The sequence below is a fragment of the Bacteroides sp. AR29 genome (genome assembly GCF_900217715.1).
Taxonomy (GTDB): domain Bacteria; phylum Bacteroidota; class Bacteroidia; order Bacteroidales; family Bacteroidaceae; genus Bacteroides; species Bacteroides uniformis.
Map to the genome: position 1 here is coordinate 425785 of NZ_OBMS01000002.1, position 20141 is coordinate 445925.

Genomic DNA, 20141 nt, shown 5'->3' on the forward strand with positions numbered 1-20141 from the left:
ATTATGGAAAATGTAAAGTTGAATACGATAGAAGAGGCCATTGAAGACTTCAAAGCCGGTAACTTTGTGATTGTTGTGGATGATGAGGACCGTGAGAATGAGGGTGATTTGATAATTGCAGCTGAAAAGATTACACCGGAGAAAGTAAACTTTATGTTGAAGCATGCCCGTGGTGTGCTTTGTGCTCCAATTACAGTTTCGCGTTGCAAGGAACTGGATTTGCCGCATCAGGTATCGGATAATACTTCTGTATTGGGTACTCCCTTCACTGTTACTATTGATAAATTGGAAGGCTGTAGTACCGGGGTTTCTGCGGCAGACCGCGCTGCTACTATCCAGGCGTTGGCCGATCCGGCTTCTACTCCGGCCACTTTCGGGCGTCCTGGCCACATTAATCCATTGTATGCTCAGGAGAAAGGTGTGTTGCGCCGTGCCGGACATACGGAGGCTACTATTGATATGGCACGTTTGGCTGGACTTTATCCGGCGGGAGCCCTTATGGAAATAATGAATGAGGATGGTACAATGGCCCGTTTGCCCGAATTGCGCAGAATGGCAGATGAATTTGGCTTGAAATTGATTTCTATCCGTGACTTGATTGCCTACCGTTTGAAGCAGGAGTCTATTGTAGAAAAAGGAGTGGAAGTGGATATGCCTACAGACCACGGTCATTTCCGTTTGATTCCTTTCCGCCAGAAGTCGAACGGTTTGGAACATGTAGCTTTGTTCAAGGGTACTTGGGAATTGGATGAACCGATTCTGGTGCGTGTACATTCTTCTTGTGCCACTGGTGATATATTCAATTCCAAACGCTGTGATTGTGGCGAGCAGCTGCATAAGGCAATGGAGATGATAGAGAAAGCCGGTAAGGGGGTAGTTGTATATCTGAATCAGGAAGGTCGCGGCATTGGCCTGATGGAAAAAATGAAAGCATATAAATTGCAGGAAGAAGGCATGGATACTGTGGATGCTAATATTTGCCTGGGACATCTGGCAGACGAGCGTGATTATGGTGTGGGTGCCCAGATTCTTCGTGAGATAGGAGTGCACAAAATGCGGCTGATGACCAATAATCCCGTGAAACGTGTGGGCTTGGAGGCTTACGGTTTGGAAATAACGGAGAACGTAGCTATTGAGACTACTCCGAATCCATACAACGAGCGTTATCTCCGTACCAAGAAAGAACGTATGGGACATACACTTCATTTCAATAAGTAACTGTCTTTTTGTTTTCTTATATCAAAGAAAATCGCTTATTTTGCAACCGGATTTGCGTAACAATCATTAAATAGTAACAAAATGAACCAATTATCAGATCGTTTAAACAGTTTGTCGCCTTCTGCGACACTGGCTATGTCTCAAAAGAGCGCAGAGCTGAAGGCTCAAGGCGTAGACGTAATTAACCTGAGTGTGGGAGAACCGGACTTCAATACTCCCGACCACATTAAAGAGGCTGCGAAAAAGGCGATAGACGATAACTTTTCTCGCTATTCTCCAGTGCCGGGTTATCCTGCCTTACGTAATGCAATTGTAGAGAAGTTGAAGAAGGAAAACGGTCTGGAATATACCGCCGCACAAATTTCTTGCGCCAATGGTGCCAAGCAGTCGGTTTGCAATGCAATCCTGGTATTGGTAAATCCGGGTGACGAAGTAATTGTACCTGCTCCCTATTGGGTCAGTTATCCGGAAATGGTAAAGTTGGCTGAGGGTACGCCGGTTATCGTACCTGCCGGTATCGACCAGGACTTTAAGATAACACCTGCACAGCTGGAGGCTGCCATCACCCCGAAGACAAAGGCGCTGATTCTTTGCTCTCCCTCTAACCCTACGGGTTCGGTGTACAGCAAGGAGGAGTTGGCAGGCCTGGCCGCAGTATTGGCAAAGTATCCGCAGGTTGTTGTGATTGCCGATGAGATTTACGAACATATCAACTATATCGGCAAGCATCAGAGCATAGCACAATTCCCCGAAATGAAAGAGCGTACGGTCATTGTGAATGGTGTTTCCAAAGCATATGCAATGACTGGTTGGCGTATCGGTTTCATTGCAGGTCCGGAATGGCTTGTGAAGGCTTGCAATAAATTGCAGGGACAGTATACTTCCGGTCCTTGTTCTGTATCTCAGAAGGCTGCTGAGGCTGCTTATACGGGTACACAAGTTCCGGTGGAGGAAATGCGCAAGGCTTTCGAGCGTCGTCGTGATTTGATTGTAAAGTTGGCCAAGGAAGTTCCGGGTTTCGAGGTGAATGTACCGGAAGGTGCTTTCTATCTGTTCCCTAAATGCGATTCATTCTTCGGTAAATCTGCCGGAGAACGTAAAATCAATGATTCAGATGATTTGGCCATGTATCTGTTGGAAGTGGCTCATGTGGCTTGCGTAGGTGGTGCTTCTTTCGGAGCTCCCGAATGCATTCGTATGAGTTATGCAACCAGCGATGAAAATATAGTTGAAGCTATCCGTCGTATAAAAGAAGCACTGGCTAATCTGAAGTGATTCTAACTTCTTCTACAAACTTATTTTAGCAAGACATCTGTCATGCTGTCACGAACAGTTCGTTTCATCAAAGCGGACTGTTCGTTTTGTTATGACGAACACTTTGTTTTGTTATGACGAACACTTTGTTTTGTTATGACGAACACTTTGTTTTGTTATGACGAACACTTTGTTTCATTATAGCGAACACTCTGTTCCATACAGTATAAACACTTTGTTTTATATTATACGAACATTTTGTTTTCTACTATATGAACACTTTGTTTTATACTTATGGAACAAAGTGTTCATGTCTGTGAACTAACGTATTATCCGTATATAGAAAATAACAATGAGGGGGGTGAAGGTACTGAATCTCACGTGGGGGATATAAAAAAGCGCAGGCAGTTTATCTACCCACGCTTTTGTTTTTGATACTGGGATTGTATTATTCTCCCGGATGAATTGCTTCAGAAGGACAAACATCTGCACAAGTACCACACTCTGTGCAAGTCTCAGGGTCGATATGATAGATATCACCTTCAGAGATAGCGCCAACCGGACACTCGTCGATACAAGTTCCGCAAGCAATACAATCGTCACTAATTACGTAAGCCATTTTCTTTTAGATTTAAATTATTATTAGTACTAATTCGTTTGGCAAAAATAGTGGTTTTCTTTATTACTTGCTATCAATCTTGATTAAAAACGTATAATTTGTATGTCGTCTAAATAAGGAGTCGAGAAAGCGACACAGCATACCGCAGAGACTGAAAAATGTTCGTTTTTGAATTTCGTAAACGAATTGCTCTGATACTATTGGCTTTAGCTGGAGCTTAAGCCGATTTTCAACTTTTAAGAAAGAGTCGGATAGGTAAAAGTAATCACTGCGATTTCTCCTTCTTCGACATTCTCGGTTTGATAGGTACCTTTGAAATGTTCAAAGAACAACTGGTTGATTTTCTGTTGCACTGATACTTTTTGAGAGGCAAACCTGGAATCGGCTATAGGACTGTTCTCTATCCGGCATGCGATGATGTGTTTGTCCGGATGGTTGACCAAGAACATGCTGACTTTGCGTGTTTCTTTGCAGTCGTTCGGATAAAGCAGCATACTTGTCACTATTTGTGTAAGGCGGTTGACGTCGGTATGGATACGTACATCTCCTACCTCCACTTGTAGTTCCAGGAGGATACGGCCTTCACTACGCATTTGTATTAGACAACCTAGTTCGTTGCACCATTCTTTTACATTACAATCCTGCAATTGAAATTTCATCATATTCGCTTCCAGGCGTGAGAGGTCCAATACGTCGTTTACCAGTTGGATAAGCTCACCCGAATTGGCTTGGATAATACAGGAATACTCTTTTCGCTCTTCTTCATCCAGCTCGTTGTCGGTGGAAAGCAGTTGGGAGAAACCGACTACATTGTTCAGTGGGATACGGATATTATAACTCATATTGGCAAGGAAACGGCTTTTTATTTCGTTGGCTTCTTCGGCAATAATTGCCAATTTACGCATTTCCTTCTCATCTTGTTGCAGCCGCTTCCTGCTTCTATACATATGTAGGTTGAAAAGTAACAAGGCTATAATGATGATGATGGAGGTAACGAGACAGATACGGTGAAAAGTGGCTTGCCGCTGTTCTTTTTGGAAAAGCAGTTGGTCCATATTATATAGGCTTTGTATCTGTTCTATCTGTGAGGTGGAGAATACTGTATATAACGAATCTTTTGCCTTGGTTATTTGTTTATAGACAGGAAGTGCGTCGTCCGGAAACCCCATCTTTACTAATATATCCGCTTTCTGAAGTCCATAAATCATGGCATCATCCAGTGAAATAGGGGTTACAAGTTCAATGGCGTCTTCTAAATAAACCAAAGCTTTGTCGTATTCTTTTGTCAGTTGGTAATATTCGGCATATGCTGCCAAACGTATCAACCGATAAGGAAGAAATGAAGATGTACTGAGATGCCGCTCTGCTTTCTGCAAATATTCCCATGCTTCCGCAGGACGTTGAAGGCGGGTATAGTAAAGGGCGTATTGTAAATCTATGAGCAGATACAAATTGGTATAGCCGTTTGTCAGTACGGTGGTGCCTTCTTCCTGCAATCTGTTTTTTGCATTGTTGAGTTCCTCCAGATACCGGAACATGTTGTCATTGTCATGCAGATATGAGTAAGCCAGTACCGCTTTTGTCAATAAATCAATCTGAGTGGCAAGGGAGGAATCCGGACTTGTCAGTTCAAAAGCCTTGTTTAGGTAGGTGATTCCTTCTTTGTAACGTAAGGTATTGAAATATCCAGTCATCAGGCATAGGCATGCTTCGCGCATACCGTCATGGTTGCCAAGACTTTGAGCCTTGTCGTACATGTCTTGTGCTTGTTTGAGGGCTAATTCAATCTTCTGGCTGATGACATAGAATTCTATCATCATCTTTTTGCCTCTGAAGTAATGACGGTAGTAGTTGTGCTCTTCAGACAACTGTTCGAGCCTCTTCAGCCATTGTTCTGCATGTTTTTGGTCCAATAGGTTGTAGTAATAAATAATGTGCGCATATATGGCCGCACTCTGGTAAAGTATATTTTTCTGGGCGATGGCCTCTTCCAGTAATTTGTTCTCGTAATAGATGAATGTCGGTGACAGTTGGTCAAGCAGTGCTATCTGATATAGGGTTTCCAATCTGGTGGTATCGGCTGGGGAGGCAAGATATATACGTAGCAGGCTATCCTTGGCTTCTGTCCGTCGCACATCTGCGTGTGCGGACGGTAACAGCCAGCATAAGGCAATGAGCAATGTAAATATCTGTTTCATTTCTTATTCTCCTTTCTGCCTGTCTGGCTTATGGGGTGGGTGAAGCAGAAGCGTGAGCCTTCGGCATACTCTGAATCAATCCATATTTGTCCGCCGATATGCTCTATGATAAGTTGGCATATGGAGAGCCCCAACCCACTGCCTTGAGCATTCTCATTCAGCTTTTCAAAACGTTGGAAAATGTTGGCTTGCTTGTCTTTGGGAATGCCGCAACCGGTATCTGTTACGGTGAATAGTACGGTGTCGTCCGTTTCTTTTTCCAGCTTTAGGACAATGCTGCCTTGTGGGGTAAATTTGGTAGCATTTATCAGTAGGTTAATCAGGACTTGCTGCAGGCGTGAGTCGTCAGTCTCGATGGGCATTTCTTCCAGCTCGGTGGTGAATGTAAGTTCAGCTTGTGTCTGTTTCACTTTGTTCACGGTATCTATCACGTTTCTGCAGATGCTTACGGCATCATGTTGTGCAATACAGAATTGCAGTTTGCCGAATTCAAGACTCGATAGATCTATCACGTCGTTAATAAGCTTCAGCAATAGTTCTGAGTTCTGTTGGATAACTTCATTGCACTGACGGCGTGTCTCATCGTCCAGTCCCTCTTCCGTCAATAGGGATGAAAAGCCCGATAATGCATTGAGTGGGGTACGGATTTCATGGCTCATGTTCGAGAGGAACACGCTTTTTGCACGCATGGCATTTTCGGCATTTATCCGTGATGTTGCCAGTTTTTGGGTGGAGAGTTTCACCTTTTCCCGTTGCCTTTTGAGTAGGATGGCAAGTAGAACAAATAACGTTACTAATGCCATCGTTCCTACCAATATGCTGGTTATGATTTTATTGTATTCGTTATTGCTGGCCGTCTCTGCCTTATCTACCTGGTATTTTGCCTTTATCGTATTGATTTGCCGGATATAGCTTTGTGAAGCGAGTGTATCTATAGGAGGATACAATTCCTGGTAGATTCGGCAGGCTTCCATGGCCATGCCTTGTATTTTACAGAGATAGATTTTTTCCAGCGAAGTCCAGCGGTAATACGTGGAGCGCTTATTACCGGAGTATTCTGCTTGCAATTTGGAGTAGATGTCCAGAGCTTGTTTCCAGTATTGTTTGTCCCAATTTCCCATGGCTCTATAGTAGGCGGCAGTGGTATAATCCAAGTGAAACCGATAGAACTTCTCTGGGTGCAGTTGGTAAATGGAGTCCATTTTGTGGAGCCAGATGTTTGCTTCATCAAGATAGTCTTGTGAGAGGTGTCCATGGGAAATGGCAAAATTCGTCTTTTCGATGCAGAAAAAGAAGTCTGTCGGGTAGTCAGGCTCCTGATATAATATTTTCTCCAGCTCTTCCAGGATTTTTTCCGCTTCTTCCAGACGTCCTTTCCGTTGCAGAACGTTGGACATTTTTAAAAGAAGCTGTGCCCTATATGGATGCTGGTCTGAAATGTTGGATAGTTCAGTCAAAGCATCCTGGTATGATTCCAGGGCTTTATCCCCCATGTTGGCTATTGTATTATAGGCGTCTCCGATGGCTTGGTTGGCCACTACCATACCAAATTGGTAGTCTGTTGCTTTAGCTTCTTCGTACATAAGTTGTGCCCGGTTCGTCGCTAAGCTGATATCGCCGCGCAATGTATAGGCATTGGCCAATTGAAGTTGTAATAGAAAATACGTTGTTCTATCTTCATTTGATTGTTGGGTGGGAAGAAGTTGCTCGCTCCACGCAATGACACTGTCTATGGATATGGAGTCATCATAGAGAACTTGTCTTTTGACCAATGATTGCAGAATACTCTGCTTTTCTTGATTGGCTATTGTATGTGCTGATAAGACAGAAGTATACAGTATCTGCCCCAATAGCATCCATATAATCATTTTTGTTCTCAAATGTTTGTTTGCCTCTTTTGTTTATTATTGGCAAAAATAAATATAAATGAATAAATAAAAAATTAAATAGATGCTTTTTTTTATCCTTTATACTCAATTTGTTAGCAACTTTATGCAGGCGATTGGAAGGGATTAATAGAGTTCCAAACCAAACTCTTCTTTTAGTTGTAATAGTGCACTGTTCTTTTGTGCCATCATTTGGAATTTTTCAACGCGTCCATAGGCACGTACCTTTTCAGTAGGAGCACTAATCCGGACAGTCATGGTGACTTTGCGGTTCTTTAGCCGGGTACGTAGGTAATTTTGCAGAGTGGGTATCATGCCGGTAAATTCCTTGGCAACGATTTCATTGTCTACCACAGCCTCAAAAGTTGTGTCATTTATTAAAGTGATGCGCATGTTCTGCATGCGCTTGGCAATGGCTACTTGCTCCTTGGGCATACGTCCGGCATACTCCTGCCAGTAATAGTTCAAATCCCTTTCATTGAAGATGTAGTCTTCTTCCGGTTGTGCTGCTTGGTGGGCGGCAGTAGGGTTAGATGAAGGGTTTCTTTGTTCCTCTTCTATATGGGGGCGTTTGATGGAGACCCCTAATCCGGACATTTTCATGACCGGAATTTTTTTCTCTTCTCTCCCTTGCGCCATTAATACGGCAGCAGGTGTGGCATGTGGAGTTGTTGCATTACTATGCTGCGTGGCAGCAGGTTGGGGAGTGCTGTTTGTCTGTACTGCCGGCTGTACGGTTTGTTGGGGCATGGCAGCAGTGGCCTGTGGCTGCTGAGCGGCGGCAGGCTGCGTGAATATGGGTTTTATAGCTTGTTTAGGGCTGCGCCCATTGGCACCGTCGTCCTCCTCGGCGGTCAGTTGTGCCACTTGTATCAGAGTGAGCTCTACCAGTAGCCGTTTGTTTTTACTGGCACGGTAGTTCAGGTCACAATCGTTGCAGAGCTTCATGGCACGGTAAAGAAAAGGGAGGGGGCATTGCTGTGCTTGTGCTTGGTAACGTTCGCGGATGCTTGCGCCCACTTCAAGCAACGGCAGTGTCGCCGGGTCTTTGCTGACAAGCAAGTCGCGCAGGTGGGATGAAAGTCCGGTGATGAAGTGGCTGCCGTCGAAGCCTTTGTTGAGCACATCATTCAGTAATAGCAACGCGTCACTGATTTTGTTCTCAAGAAAGAATCCGGTTAGTTTGAAGTAGTATTCATAGTCCAGCACATTGAGGTTTTCAATCACGCTCTTATAGGTGATGTGTCCTCCGGTGAAGCTTACCACCTGGTCGAAGATGGATAGTGCGTCGCGCATACCGCCGTCTGCTTTGAGGGCAATGACATTCAACGCTTCCGGTTCAGCAGTGATACCTTCTTTGGAGGCGACATATGCGAGGTGTGCTACGGTATCTTCCACACCAATCCGGCTGAAATCATATATTTGGCAGCGTGAAAGGATGGTGGGCAATATCTTGTGCTTCTCGGTAGTGGCAAGGATGAATATGGCATGGCGTGGAGGCTCTTCCAGTGTTTTCAGGAAAGCATTGAAAGCCGAGGCGGACAGCATATGTACCTCGTCAATGATATATACTTTGTATTTGCCTATCTGAGGTGGAATGCGTACCTGCTCCACCAATTGGCGGATGTCATCCACAGAGTTGTTTGAGGCGGCATCCAGCTCATGGATATTGTAGGAGCGCTGCTCATTGAAGGAAGTACAGGATTCACACTGGTTACATGCTTCACCGTCTGCTGTGGGGCTCATGCAATTGATTGTTTTAGCAAAGATACGGGCACAAGTTGTTTTTCCCACGCCTCTTGGACCGCAAAAAAGATAGGCATGCGCCAGTTTTCCGGTGGCAATGGCATTCTTCAAGGTAGTGGTCAGTGCACGTTGGCCTACTACGGACTCAAAGGTCGAGGGACGATATTTCCGTGCAGATACGATATAGTTTTCCATATTTGGGATATTCTTTGCTTTTTGTGCAAATGTACACAAAAAAAAGAAATCTTTCGGTTATTCCTCTTATCTTTGTGACGTGAAGTTATATGATGGACAAGCTCCATCATGAATGATAAATTGCTAAATAGTAGATAACGAGATGGATAAACTTGCTTCTCTTTGGTCTTTTGTCCGCAAGCATAAATATCTGATTACGCTTGCGTTGTTTGCTGTAATTATCGGGTTCCTGGATGAGAACAGTGTTGTACGCCGTTTGGGTTACGCCCGGGAAGAAAGCCGTCTGCGCGATGAAATAGAAAAGTACCGCAAGGAATACGAGGAGAATACCGAACGGCTCAATGAGCTTGCCGTCGACTCCGGTGCCATCGAACGGATTGCCCGTGAGAAGTATCTGATGAAAAAGCCCAATGAGGATATTTATGTATTTGAAGAAGATATAGAAGAATGAAACAACTGATACCCGCCCTTTTCGCAGTAGGGGCCGTGATGCTCTTGGCAGGAGCTGCCGTTTATATCACGGGCTGGCCTCTTTCACCTTATATATATACTATCGGCGCTACGATGGTTGCTTTGGCCCAAATTAATTCTCCGTCCAAATGTAAAAGTCCCACTGTCAAACGCCTGCGCCGACAGCAAATATTCGGTGCGCTTTTGCTGGTGCTTACGGGGGCATTCATGCTCTTTACAAGGGGCAATGAATGGATTGTGTCTCTGACGATAGCCGCCATTCTTGAGCTTTACACTTCGATACGTATTCCACAAGAAGAGGCGAAAGAAGGTTTAAGCTAAATCCGGAACATATATTCTGCATAAACAAGAGGGGCTGAACTCTTTTATAGAGCCAGCCCCTTTCTCATTTAGTTAATCTTCTGCGTTATCCGTCTATCTTTCTACCTTTTCTACTGTCAGAACTGCCGAAGAGACACCTGCCGTTACGTCAACTGTGAACCGGTAAGCGACACCGTTTTCCAGGCTTTTGCCTTCTACGAGGCCCAAGTTGCCGGCATCACGTCCGTTGGTACCGTCACCTATAAATACTAAGTCACTGGTGGTAGACAAGGCATCGTTTTTATATTCACCTCCCCAACCTTGCTGGTGGAAGAACTTGAAGTTGATGTCATCAGATTTGATTTGCTCTCCCGCTACTACTGTTACCTGATACTTCTTCGCTTCAATCTGTGACATGCAGAGACCTTTTTCTGTAGTCCAACCTACGGCATTGGTCGCTACGGAAGGTTTACCGATACCGTCACCGATAATCCAAAGGGCGCCGGTTCCGTCATCGTTCAGAGTGGCGGTGCTTGTTCCGTTCATTTTCAATACTTCCAGATAATTCAGGGCCAGGTTGGCAATGACGCGATAAGTTCCATCGATGGGCAGGAACTTCAGCGAACCGTCTTCATTCTTTTCGAAGAAGTCGGGGTCTATCCAATATTGGTCGAAGTTGGGAATGTCTGCAGTGATGTTGTCCCCTTGCTTCAGATTGAGGTCGATGCTGTAATGGTCATCATCCACCATCTCCATTTCAGAACCGTTCAGCAGTAGTTTCACGAAAGGAGCGGCTGCATAAGTCAACGTATTGAAGGAGATGGAATATTCTCCAGCTGACAGATTGGAGAAGGTAATTTCACTGGAGGTACCTTGTGTAATGGCACCGTTGCTCCATCCGAAGTTGATTTCATTCCCGTTGGCGCCTACTTTAGGAGCTTTGATGTAACCTTTCACTTTTTGTGCAAATTCACCGGTCACGCTATACTGATTGGCTGCGACTTTTTCCATGCGGTATTCTTGGTCTCCGGAAATCAGAGTTAGGTAGGGGAAGTCCGGACGACTCAGCGCCACGTCATAGCTTTTCTCTGTAATTGTGAAATTGATGTTCTGCAGAATGAACTTCAATGTAGCTGTTCCGTTGGGAATATTTGCCAGATAGGGAACATATATTTTCCCGGTATAGTCTTGACCGTTTACTTTTGTACGGATTATAGTCTCTGACACCATTTCGTCGCTGAAGTATAACCGCGCTTTTAACGTGGAAAGGGGTACATCTGCGTCCGATGCCTTGATTGTAAAAGGCAGACTGTCTCCGAACAAGGCTGAAGAAGGTTCTGCCTGAAAGTCCATTGTCGGGTTGCCGGGAACCGGATCGTCATCGCTGCAAGCATTCAGCATGGCTATGCCTGCCAATGCCATTAGATAGTATTTTAAGCTTTTCATTATAATCTTCTGTTTAAATTATTAGTTTTATTTTTTCCAACGGTAAGAAACGACTGCTTTGGCCGGAACTTCGTAGGAAAAGTAGTGTGTGCCGTCGCTTACGGTGATTCGCTTGGCATCTGCATTGTTGTTTGCCAATACGAATGCATAGGTACCGTCCGTATTCTCGAAGGCGGAGTAGGTGATTCCGTTGGCTGTGTAACCGGTCGTTCCGATACGTACAGCTCCCGGTTTCACGACTGAAGACATGTGCCCGATAAGGTAATAATGGGAATTACGGACAATTTTAGAATAGTTTGTATTGTCAATATCCACTGCACCGTAGCAGGTCTTGCAAGAACCATCTGAGGGGCTTACCGGTCCCAGGTCACTGTCTAACATCAGATTCCACACAATGGTGCCGCGGCACCAGTTGTTGGCTGTTCCCAATGCTATTTCTTCCATATCGTTAAGCAGGCGTGCTTCCAAATCGCGACCGGAGTTCCAAGTACCGATGGAGGTTTCCGTAAAAAGCAGTTCCTTGTTGGGATAGAGTTTGTGGATATTCAGCAACTCAGAACGGTTACCGCCATAATTATGGTAGGCAGCGCCCGCAATGTATTGTGAGGCTTCCGCATCATCATAAATCTTGGTAGGGTAACTTTTTTGGTCGGCCAGATTGTCGTAGTTGTAGTTATGGTCGAAAACATAAATCTTTGTAGTAACTCCGGCTTCTTTGAAGGCAGGGCCCAGGCCGGTCTTGATGAAGTCACGGGCTTCTTCCCATCCCATGAACAAGGATGCTGAGTTACCGTGGTTCAGCGGTTCGTTCTGCGGAGTCACAGCGTGGATTTTGATGCCTTCCTTTTCGAAAGCTTGTATCCATTTTACGAAATAGTCGCCATACGTTCTGTAATATTCGGGGTTCAAGTGTCCGCTGGTCCATGAGTCAAAGGGTACACGTTCCTCCAGGCTTTTCACTTTCATCCACTTCGGACATGTCCAGGGAGCGGCAATTATTTTGACGGCAGGATTGATTGCCAGAATTTCCTTCAATATAGGAATCACATATTTGGTGTCTTCCATCGGAAGGGCAAAGTGCTCAAGCCCCTTTTCGTCACAGCAAGTGAATTCACTGAATGAGAAGTCGGAACAACCGATGGCAATACGTACATAGCTGAAGCCATAGCCTTCTTTGTCCGAGAATGTTTCAGTCAGAAACTTCGTGCGGTTCTCTTGTGTCATCTGCATCAGGTTGTAACCGGTAGAGCCGGTGATGGCTGCACCGAAACCGTCCATTTCCTGATAGCGGGTGGCAGGGTCAAGTGTCACGGTAGAAGGTGACATGTTGCTTCCGGTGCCGAAGGCCAGCCCGGACTTTGTCAAATCATAAGTACGACTGGTGTTCGTTACATAGAGGGTAACATCCTTTGCCTCTTCCGTGGGTTGGTCTGGCTTGGGTTCCGGTGTAGGGGTGATGTTACTGTCATTGTCATTGCCGCAGGCTGCCAGTATGGTGAAGTAGCCTAATGCGGTAGTGAATATATTTCTTAAATTCATATTCAATTGATTTTTATATTACTCATTAGTATTAATAGCCCGGGTTCTGTATCAGATTTTCGTTCTGGTCGATGGCTCCTTGGGGAATAGCCAGCAGATAGGAGTTCTCATTGAACAGATTTTCTTGTGCATGGCGGCCGCTGTCTTTGGCGTAAACGGCGTTCATCACTTCTTCTACCTTATTGAGGCGGCAAAGGTCGTACCAGCGCTGTCCTTCAAAGGCAAGCTCCATGCGGCGTTCGTCCATATAAGCTTGGAGCAATGCTTCTTTACTGCTGCGGGTGCTTTGTGGAAGTTTGCCCAGTCCGGCGCGGTTGCGGATGCGGTCGATGATGTCGGCTGCACCGTTCAGGTCGGGAGCCTCTCCCATAATTTTTGCTTCGGCTTTGAGGAGCAGGATATCGGCATATCGCAGATAGATAATGCTGTTGAACGCAGAGCGGCATTTGTACATGAAGGCATAATGGTCTGCCGGATAATAGTTGCTCCATCCGCAGTCATACCATACAACAGATTCATTGTAACGTTTCGTGTCTCCTTGCTCTTCATAGAGGCGGATAAGGTCACGGGAAGGGGTAATCCATTTGGCCCAGGTGAAACTTTCATCCCAGTTGCTCAAGTTACGGCCGAACATCCAAGTACACCAGTTGCCGGAGCCGGGAGGAAAGTGGGCTTCGAGAATTGCCTCCTTGGTATTGCGTACCCGGCAGTCTTTTTTTTCCGTATCATACGCCCAAAGGTCGCTGAAGTCTTCCACGAGGTCGAAGCCGTCGGCAGCAAGTTCATCGGCATATTTGATAACCTTTGCATAATCGCGCAGAGGTTTTTCTGCATAGACCTTGGCAAGCATGGCACGTGCCACCGATTTGGTAAGTATGCTCTTGTCTGATGTGTCGTTTGTCGGTGTGTTGGGGTTTTCCACTGCTTCAGTCAGGTCTTTCTCTATTTGGGCGTAAGCCTCTTCAGCCGTATTCTGTGGAGGAAAATAGGTCGGGTACATTTCTTCTACGTTGTCTTCGGTAATGTCACCGCCCACGGTAGTGATGACCGGGAAGTTACCCCATAAGCGTACCATATCGAACATGACCATGGCACGGAATATCTTGGCTTGTGACTGATACTTGCCGCGTTCACTTTCACTGAGTGCCTTGAGCTGGTCACAGCCCACGATGATGCGGTTGGCAACGGCAATGTCGCCTAAGAAACGGTCCCAGTCACGTTTTAGTACAGAATTAGAGCCTTCAATGGAGTTGGTTTCGTAAGGCACCACTTCGGCCCCCGTTGTTCCGGCGTAGGCATTATCGGAATGAGCGTCACCGATAAGCAGTTTGTCGACATACCAGTGCTCCTGCCGGTCACGAAATTTTTTGTGAAGGGTTACCATTGAAGTTTCCACGTCTTGCACACTGTTGAAAATAGGCTTTTCATCAGTTTTGTTCACTCCTTCCGTTACATCCGAGTAGGTGTCTACCGGATTATAGTCCAAGTCACATGAGGTTGCGGTCATTGCCAACAATACACCGCAAGCTATACTTTTATATATATGGTTTAGTTTCATAAGTTATTTCTTCCTTTTTTAGAATTCAACATTGATACCGAAAACGAATGATTTGCTCTGCGGGTAAGTTCCATAGTCGATGCCCTGTACAGAACCGCTGTTGCCATATTGGTTCACTTCGGGGTCCATACCTGAATAGCTGGTCCAGGTCAGCAAGTTGCTGGCGGTAAAGTAAGGCTGTACGCGGCTGATACCCCATTTCTTGAACTGGCGGCAACGGATGTTGTAAGAGAGTGAAATGTCTTTGACACGCAGGTAGCTGCCGTCTTCTACAAAATAAGTGGAGTTCTTGATGTTGAAGTTGGCTTTCGGGACATTCGTAATCTGTCCGGGAATTCTCCAGCGTTTCAATACTTCCGTTGACTGGTTTTTACCGTCATACATACCTTCGGTTTCCATACGGGACACATTGAAGATGTCGTTTCCGTAGCTTCCTTGGATGAAGATGCTCAGGCTGAGGTCTTTCCATGTAAAGGTGTTTGTCAATCCGTAGATGAAGTCGGGATTCGGGTCGCCGATATAGGTACGGTCAGAAGTGGAAATCTTGCCGTCTTCGTTAAGGTCGCGATAAATCAGGTTACCGGTTTCGGGGTCTACACCGTCGCTGATGTAGCCGTAGAAACCACCCAAAGGACGTCCGGGCTCATTGCGTACGATATTTTCTTTCACCACCTCGGCACTGCTTGCTGCTGTATAGATTTTCTGCAATGACAGCTTGGTCAGCTTGTTCTTATTGAAAGAAATGTTGAAGTCTGTATCCCAAGAAAACTCGCCGGTCAGGTTATGGGAGTTGATGGCGAACTCGAATCCCTTGTTGGTCATCTCGCCTTCGTTACGGGTGATGCTGGTGGTTGCTGCCGCACCAGCAGGCAGACTTACATTCATCAACATGTCTGTAGTTTTCTTGTAATAGTAGTCCATGCTGAAGGTTAGTCTGTTGTTCAGTACAGTCAGGTCAAGACCGATGTTCGTCTGGTTGGTAGTTTCCCATTTCAGGTCACTTGTTCTCAGGTTGGCCTGGCTGATACCGGGAACTGCATGGTCGTTACCTTCTTCAAACCAGGGTATGCGGTTGATGTTGTAACGTTGCAGATACGAGTAATCGCCTATACCGCTTTGGTTACCGGTCTGTCCCCAGCCACCGCGGAGCTTCAAGTCATCAATCCAAGCGATGTCTTTCATGAACTTTTCCGACGAAATGCGCCATGCAGCCGAGAAGGAGGGGAAAATACCCCAGCGATGGTCGGGATGCAGCTTGGATGAACCGTCGGCACGCATGTTCATGGTAAGCATGTACTTGCTGTCATAGTTGTAGGACACACGGGCGAAATAGGAAGAGATGGCCCACTGTGAAGCTCCTGTTCCGGTACCGTCCCATGAAATTTTATTGGCAGCGTTCAGGGTCTGTATTTTATCGTCCCGGAAATGTGAGCCGTTTATCCAGCTGTTGGTATAGTCCGATTTGGTATAGGAAGAACCTGCCATTACGTCGATGCCGTGCTTCTTGATATTGGTATTGTAAGTCAATATATTATCGAAAACCAACACGGTATTCATATTCCGGTTGTCAGAGGCTGTACCGAAGCTGTTGCGTCCGTCGGTGGTCGATATTGGATCGAGGAATGTGGTGCTTACACCGTTACGGCGGTCCAGGGCTACGGATGATTTCAACTTCAGGTTGGGCAGAAAGCTGATGGTAGCGGCTCCGGATGCGATGAGGCGGTTCTCCTTGTTCTTGTTGTTTTTCTGGCGGGCCAGGTTTTCCATCGGGTTCATGATATTTACCCCGTAGAAGTTCTTATTGTATTGATTCGGCTTTTCAGGGTCCCAAATAGGAGCATAGGTCGGTGTGTTGATAACCGAGAGGACTACACCGCCACGGTTGGCACCCGTACCGGAAATGATGCCGGTGTTTCCGATATTGTCGGAGTAGGAGATATTGGCACTTACGTTCAGCCAACTGCGTATCTGGTTGTCAATGTTGGCACGGAAGCTATATCGTTTGAAGTACGTGCCTTCCAAAATGCCTTTTTCATTCAGATAACCGGCAGAGAGGAAGTATTTCATCTTTTCGTTTCCGTTAGATACGGACACCTGGTAGTTTTGGGTCTGTCCGGTTTTGTAAACTTCATCAAACCAGTCTGTCTGGTCTGTTAGACCTTCAAGGGCAGCGGGGTTGACAGCCCCGATTTCTTCCTGTAACTCACGGTATTGTTCTGTATTCAGGGCATCCATGCTCTTGGCTACTTTCGTCATACCATATTGTACGTTCAGTGCCACTTTGGCATTGCCTTCTGCTCCGGCTTTGGTCGTAATCAGTACCACACCGTTGGCTGCACGCGAACCATAGATGGCTGCCGATGAGGCATCCTTTAGGATAGAGAGACTTTCAATGTCGTTGGGAGAGAGAAAGTTGATGTTGTCCACGGGCACACCGTCCACTACGTAGAGCGGGTCGTTGCTGCCGTTGAATGAGGTGGTACCACGTACGCGGATGCTCATGCCTCCGCCCGGTTCACCGCTGGGTTGCATAACCGACACGCCGGCTGCTTTGCCTTGCAGGGCTTGGGCTGCCGATACAATGGGGCGTTGGTCCAAATCCTTTGTAGAAACCGTGGATACGGCTGTGGTTACGTCTTTACGCTTCACACTTCCATAACCGATAACTACCACTTCGTCCAGCAGTTCGTTATCTTCCTGCAATGTGATATTCATGTTGGTGGTTGCTTTTACCTCTATCGTTTTGTAGCCGATGAAGGATATTACCAGTGTGGCATTCTGTCCTACACTCAGGGAAAACTCCCCGTCCAGATTGGTAACAACACCGTTGGCGGTACCCTTTTCCAATACGGATGCGCCAATGACCTCCAGGCCTGCAGCATCTGTTACTTTACCCGTAGCTGTCAATCGTTGGGCAAATGCATTTGTTGACATTAGCAGTACGAGTAATGTCAAAAGGAGCTTGTAACTCCGCGTAAGAAGATTTCTTGTAATCATTCTCATAGTACTTTAATTGAAAGATTTAATTTATTATTAGAAAAGTATGTCCTAATAGAGATTGGTGGTTTTCCATAGTACACTTTTCTTTCTGTGCTGCAAAGATAGCGGACAACCCTATTCGTCCGATAGGCAGGTAATATGGAGAAGTAAGTCTGTGTGAAATGTAAATATCAGATATATAATAAGTTGTATTCTTGCTGATTACTGTGTAAAGTAAAGGTCGGCCACTATGGAAGGAGGTCTGTATATACTGTTTTGTCGCTTTGAGCGGTCGAAATATCTCTTAAATTTCATGTACTTTTTAGGGTGGAGGTAGTTTATGTTTAGATAGATTAATTTATCTTTGTGCTCTCAGCCTTATATAGATAATAGAAATGAAAAGAAAAATCATAGCTTTACTATTTTTGCTGATGGGGTGTACCTTTCTGAATGCGGCACCTTACAGTGAAAAGATAAAAGAACTGCTGGTGCGTCTTGATTCTCTGATTGCGCAAAAAAACACGTTTGCTATGCTTAAAGAGGCGAAGATTGCCCAGTTGCACAAGTTGCGAAAGGATGTGCGTACTTTGGAGGAGAGATATTGGCTGAATAAAAATCTTTATGATGAGTATTGTGTCTATAATGCCGATTCTGCAATGAATTATGTGGCAGGCAATTTGGACATAGTTTATAAGCAGAATGATAAATACCGGCAGATGGAGTGGAAGATAAAAAAGTCTTTTCTGTTGGCTGCCACCGGTCTGTTGAAAGAAGCCCAGGATGAGTTGGACGGAGTCTCGGGCGGTTCGCTCCCCAAAGAATTGTTAGTGGACTATTACGGACAAATGTTGTATCTGTATTCGCATTTCAATCAGTATACCGGTAGTGAAATGGGTACTTTGCATGAACATTATGCACAGTTGGAGCGTGTTTACAAGGACTCTTTGAATATGGTTCTTACCCCTGAAGACCCCTTGTTCTTGTGGTATAAAGGGCAGGTAGTACAAGGTACGGACAGTATGTATGTTTTTAAAGAACGTTTGCAGAAGGGAATTCTTAATTCTGCATTCGACACTCGGCGCGATGCCATGAATGCTTACGTGCTGGCCTGCTTTTATCGCGAGTCCGATGAGCAGGAAAATTATCTGACTTACCTGATATATTCTGCTATGGCCGATGTACGTATCTCCAATAAAGATATTGCTTCGTTGGAAGAGCTGGCGGGGGTACTTTTTAGTTTGGGTGATATTGACCATGCTTATGTCTACATGAGTTACTGCTTGCAGAATGCCTTGGCATATCGGAACCGGGTGAGGGTAGTGGGCATCTCTGCGGTGCAGGACACCATTCGTCAGATCTATCAGGAACGTAATCAGAGGCAAGAAGCGCGGTTACGTATGTATTTGGTACTGGTCAGTGTCTTGTCTTTGATATCCTTGTTTGCCTTCCTATATATATACAAGCAGATGAAGCGGTTGAAGCAGTCGCGCCAACAGCTGAATGAGGCAAACAACCGCTTGAATAAGCATGTGGAAGAGCTTTCGAAAATGCACGGACAAGTGGCAGAAACGAATGTACAGCTTACTTCTTTGAATGAACAGTTGAGGGATACCAATAATCAGCTTCGTGAATCCAACTATGTGAAGGAGGAATACATAGGTTATGTCTTTTCCATTTGTTCCAATTATATCAGTAAGCTGGATGAGTATCGGAAAAATATCAATCGTAAGCTTAAGGCAAACCAGTTGGAGGATGTGAAAGCATTAACCGATACTCATTCTATGGCACAGAATGAGTTGAAAGAGTTCTATCATAACTTTGATGCTATCTTCTTGCACATTTATCCGGATTTTGTAAGTGACTTCAATGCCTTGCTCCATCCTGACGAGCAGATTGTGCTAAAAGATGGTGAGTTACTGAATACGGAATTGCGCATTTATGCTTTGGTGCGTTTAGGTATCACTGATAGTGTGAAGATTGCCGAATTCTTGCATTATTCACCTCAGACCGTTTATAATAATCGTTTGAAAACACGTAATAAGGCTATCATTCCTCGGGAAGAGTTTGCTGCCGTTGTGCGTTCTTTGGGTAGGGCACAGAAGTGGATTTGATAAAGGCTTCTACTGATTGTCGCAGTATGGTGCGTAGATGACACCTAAGAGTTAGGAAAAAAACTGCGATGTACTACCTTGTTTTTCTCTAAAAACTAATCTTTCCACAGCAATGTTCTTTTCTTACCACAGCTGTGGAAAGAAAGAAACGCGGGTGTGGTAAGAAAGAAACATATCTGTGGTGAGAAAAGTTGTTCAGTAGTTCTCGTTTAGTATCCGGGCTTTCCGGATGTAGCCTTTCGCAGGTTTATTGTCAGTTCTCTTTGGGCTCCTCAAGCGTGGTGCCGGCCGTTCTGTGGTCTATGTCAAGGGGCGAACTTAGTATATTCCGATGCGCGCGCGTATATATATAATGTGTCCCCTTCCTTCCTTCCTTTCTTTCCCTTTAAAAAACATGCTTTAAAACATATCTATCAATCAGCTAGTTATGAAAAAGTTCACGTAAACCCTCAAAAAAAGCTTGTATATATTTTGCAGATGTCCGTAAAAGCGCTACTTTTGCATCCGCTTTCGGGAACGAAGGCGGCGATGTTTTGACATTCTGACAGTAAAACGGAGCGGTAAGCTTCCATTTTTCTCTTCTTTGCCATAGGTTTCTTTCGGAACTTCGGTTTTGGAAAA

At 45.3% G+C, this 20141-nt stretch carries 13 protein-coding genes; 5 read left to right on the plus strand and 8 right to left on the minus strand.

Annotation, left to right across the window (positions count from 1 at the left end; translation table 11 throughout):
- Positions 1–3 precede the first annotated feature (3 nt).
- A complete protein-coding gene (locus CSD97_RS01555) occupies positions 4–1218 on the plus strand; it encodes a bifunctional 3,4-dihydroxy-2-butanone-4-phosphate synthase/GTP cyclohydrolase II (RefSeq protein WP_005824728.1) in 1215 nt (404 codons plus the stop codon).
- Positions 1219–1299: 81 nt separating this feature from the next.
- Positions 1300–2493, plus strand: a complete 1194-nt coding sequence (locus tag CSD97_RS01560) for a pyridoxal phosphate-dependent aminotransferase (RefSeq protein ID WP_005834870.1) — start codon at positions 1300–1302, stop codon at positions 2491–2493.
- A gap of 427 nt (positions 2494–2920) precedes the next feature.
- Here the strand turns inward: CSD97_RS01560 and CSD97_RS01565 are convergent, their stop codons facing one another.
- The 4 genes from CSD97_RS01565 to CSD97_RS01580 form a co-directional block, all read right to left on the minus strand.
- Positions 2921–3091, minus strand: a complete 171-nt coding sequence (locus CSD97_RS01565) for a 4Fe-4S binding protein (RefSeq protein ID WP_005834872.1) — start codon at positions 3089–3091, stop codon at positions 2921–2923.
- Positions 3092–3327: 236 nt separating this feature from the next.
- Positions 3328–5289 carry a HAMP domain-containing sensor histidine kinase gene (locus CSD97_RS01570; protein ID WP_057256116.1) on the minus strand — a complete coding sequence of 654 codons (1962 nt, stop codon included), beginning with the start codon at positions 5287–5289 and terminating at the stop codon, positions 3328–3330.
- Entirely contained in the window at positions 5286–7157 is a 1872-nt protein-coding gene (locus CSD97_RS01575) for a sensor histidine kinase (protein WP_005824733.1), read from the minus strand. Before CSD97_RS01575 ends, CSD97_RS01570 begins: the two co-directional genes overlap by 4 nt.
- A 144-nt stretch (positions 7158–7301) precedes the next feature.
- Positions 7302–9116 (minus strand): DNA polymerase III subunit gamma/tau, encoded by a 1815-nt coding sequence (locus CSD97_RS01580; RefSeq protein ID WP_008662950.1) that lies wholly within the window; start codon positions 9114–9116, stop codon positions 7302–7304.
- Between the two features lie 142 nt (positions 9117–9258).
- Here CSD97_RS01580 and CSD97_RS01585 point away from each other — a divergent pair, with 142 nt between their 5' ends.
- Together CSD97_RS01585 and CSD97_RS01590 are read left to right on the plus strand one after the other, a co-directional pair.
- Positions 9259–9567: a septum formation initiator family protein gene (locus tag CSD97_RS01585; RefSeq protein WP_005824736.1), complete on the plus strand. Its 309-nt coding sequence runs from the start codon at positions 9259–9261 to the stop codon at positions 9565–9567.
- Positions 9564–9908, plus strand: coding sequence for a hypothetical protein (locus tag CSD97_RS01590; protein ID WP_005834878.1), 345 nt, complete (start codon positions 9564–9566; stop codon positions 9906–9908). Before CSD97_RS01585 ends, CSD97_RS01590 begins: the two co-directional genes overlap by 4 nt.
- Before the next feature lie 93 nt (positions 9909–10001).
- Here CSD97_RS01590 and CSD97_RS01595 read toward each other — a convergent pair whose 3' ends face one another.
- Genes CSD97_RS01595 through CSD97_RS01610 form a run of 4 tightly spaced genes read right to left on the minus strand, consistent with a single transcriptional unit; the run spans position 10002 to position 17433 of the window.
- A complete protein-coding gene (locus CSD97_RS01595; protein WP_005834880.1) occupies positions 10002–11333 on the minus strand; it encodes a DUF5125 domain-containing protein in 1332 nt (443 codons plus the stop codon).
- 27 nt (positions 11334–11360) lie between these two features.
- The gene (locus CSD97_RS01600; protein ID WP_098031872.1) at positions 11361–12872 is read right to left on the minus strand and encodes a glycoside hydrolase family 30 protein; all 1512 of its coding nucleotides are present in this window, start codon (positions 12870–12872) and stop codon (positions 11361–11363) included.
- 31 nt (positions 12873–12903) lie between these two features.
- Positions 12904–14430, minus strand: a complete 1527-nt coding sequence (locus CSD97_RS01605) for a RagB/SusD family nutrient uptake outer membrane protein (RefSeq protein WP_005834883.1) — start codon at positions 14428–14430, stop codon at positions 12904–12906.
- 18 nt (positions 14431–14448) lie between these two features.
- Positions 14449–17433 (minus strand): TonB-dependent receptor, encoded by a 2985-nt coding sequence (locus CSD97_RS01610; RefSeq protein ID WP_005824745.1) that lies wholly within the window; start codon positions 17431–17433, stop codon positions 14449–14451.
- Between the two features lie 371 nt (positions 17434–17804).
- Here CSD97_RS01610 and CSD97_RS01615 point away from each other — a divergent pair, with 371 nt between their 5' ends.
- On the plus strand, positions 17805–19520 hold the full coding sequence (locus tag CSD97_RS01615; RefSeq protein ID WP_098031873.1) for a DUF6377 domain-containing protein: 1716 nt from the start codon (positions 17805–17807) through the stop codon (positions 19518–19520).
- The last annotated feature ends 621 nt before the right edge of the window (positions 19521–20141 follow it).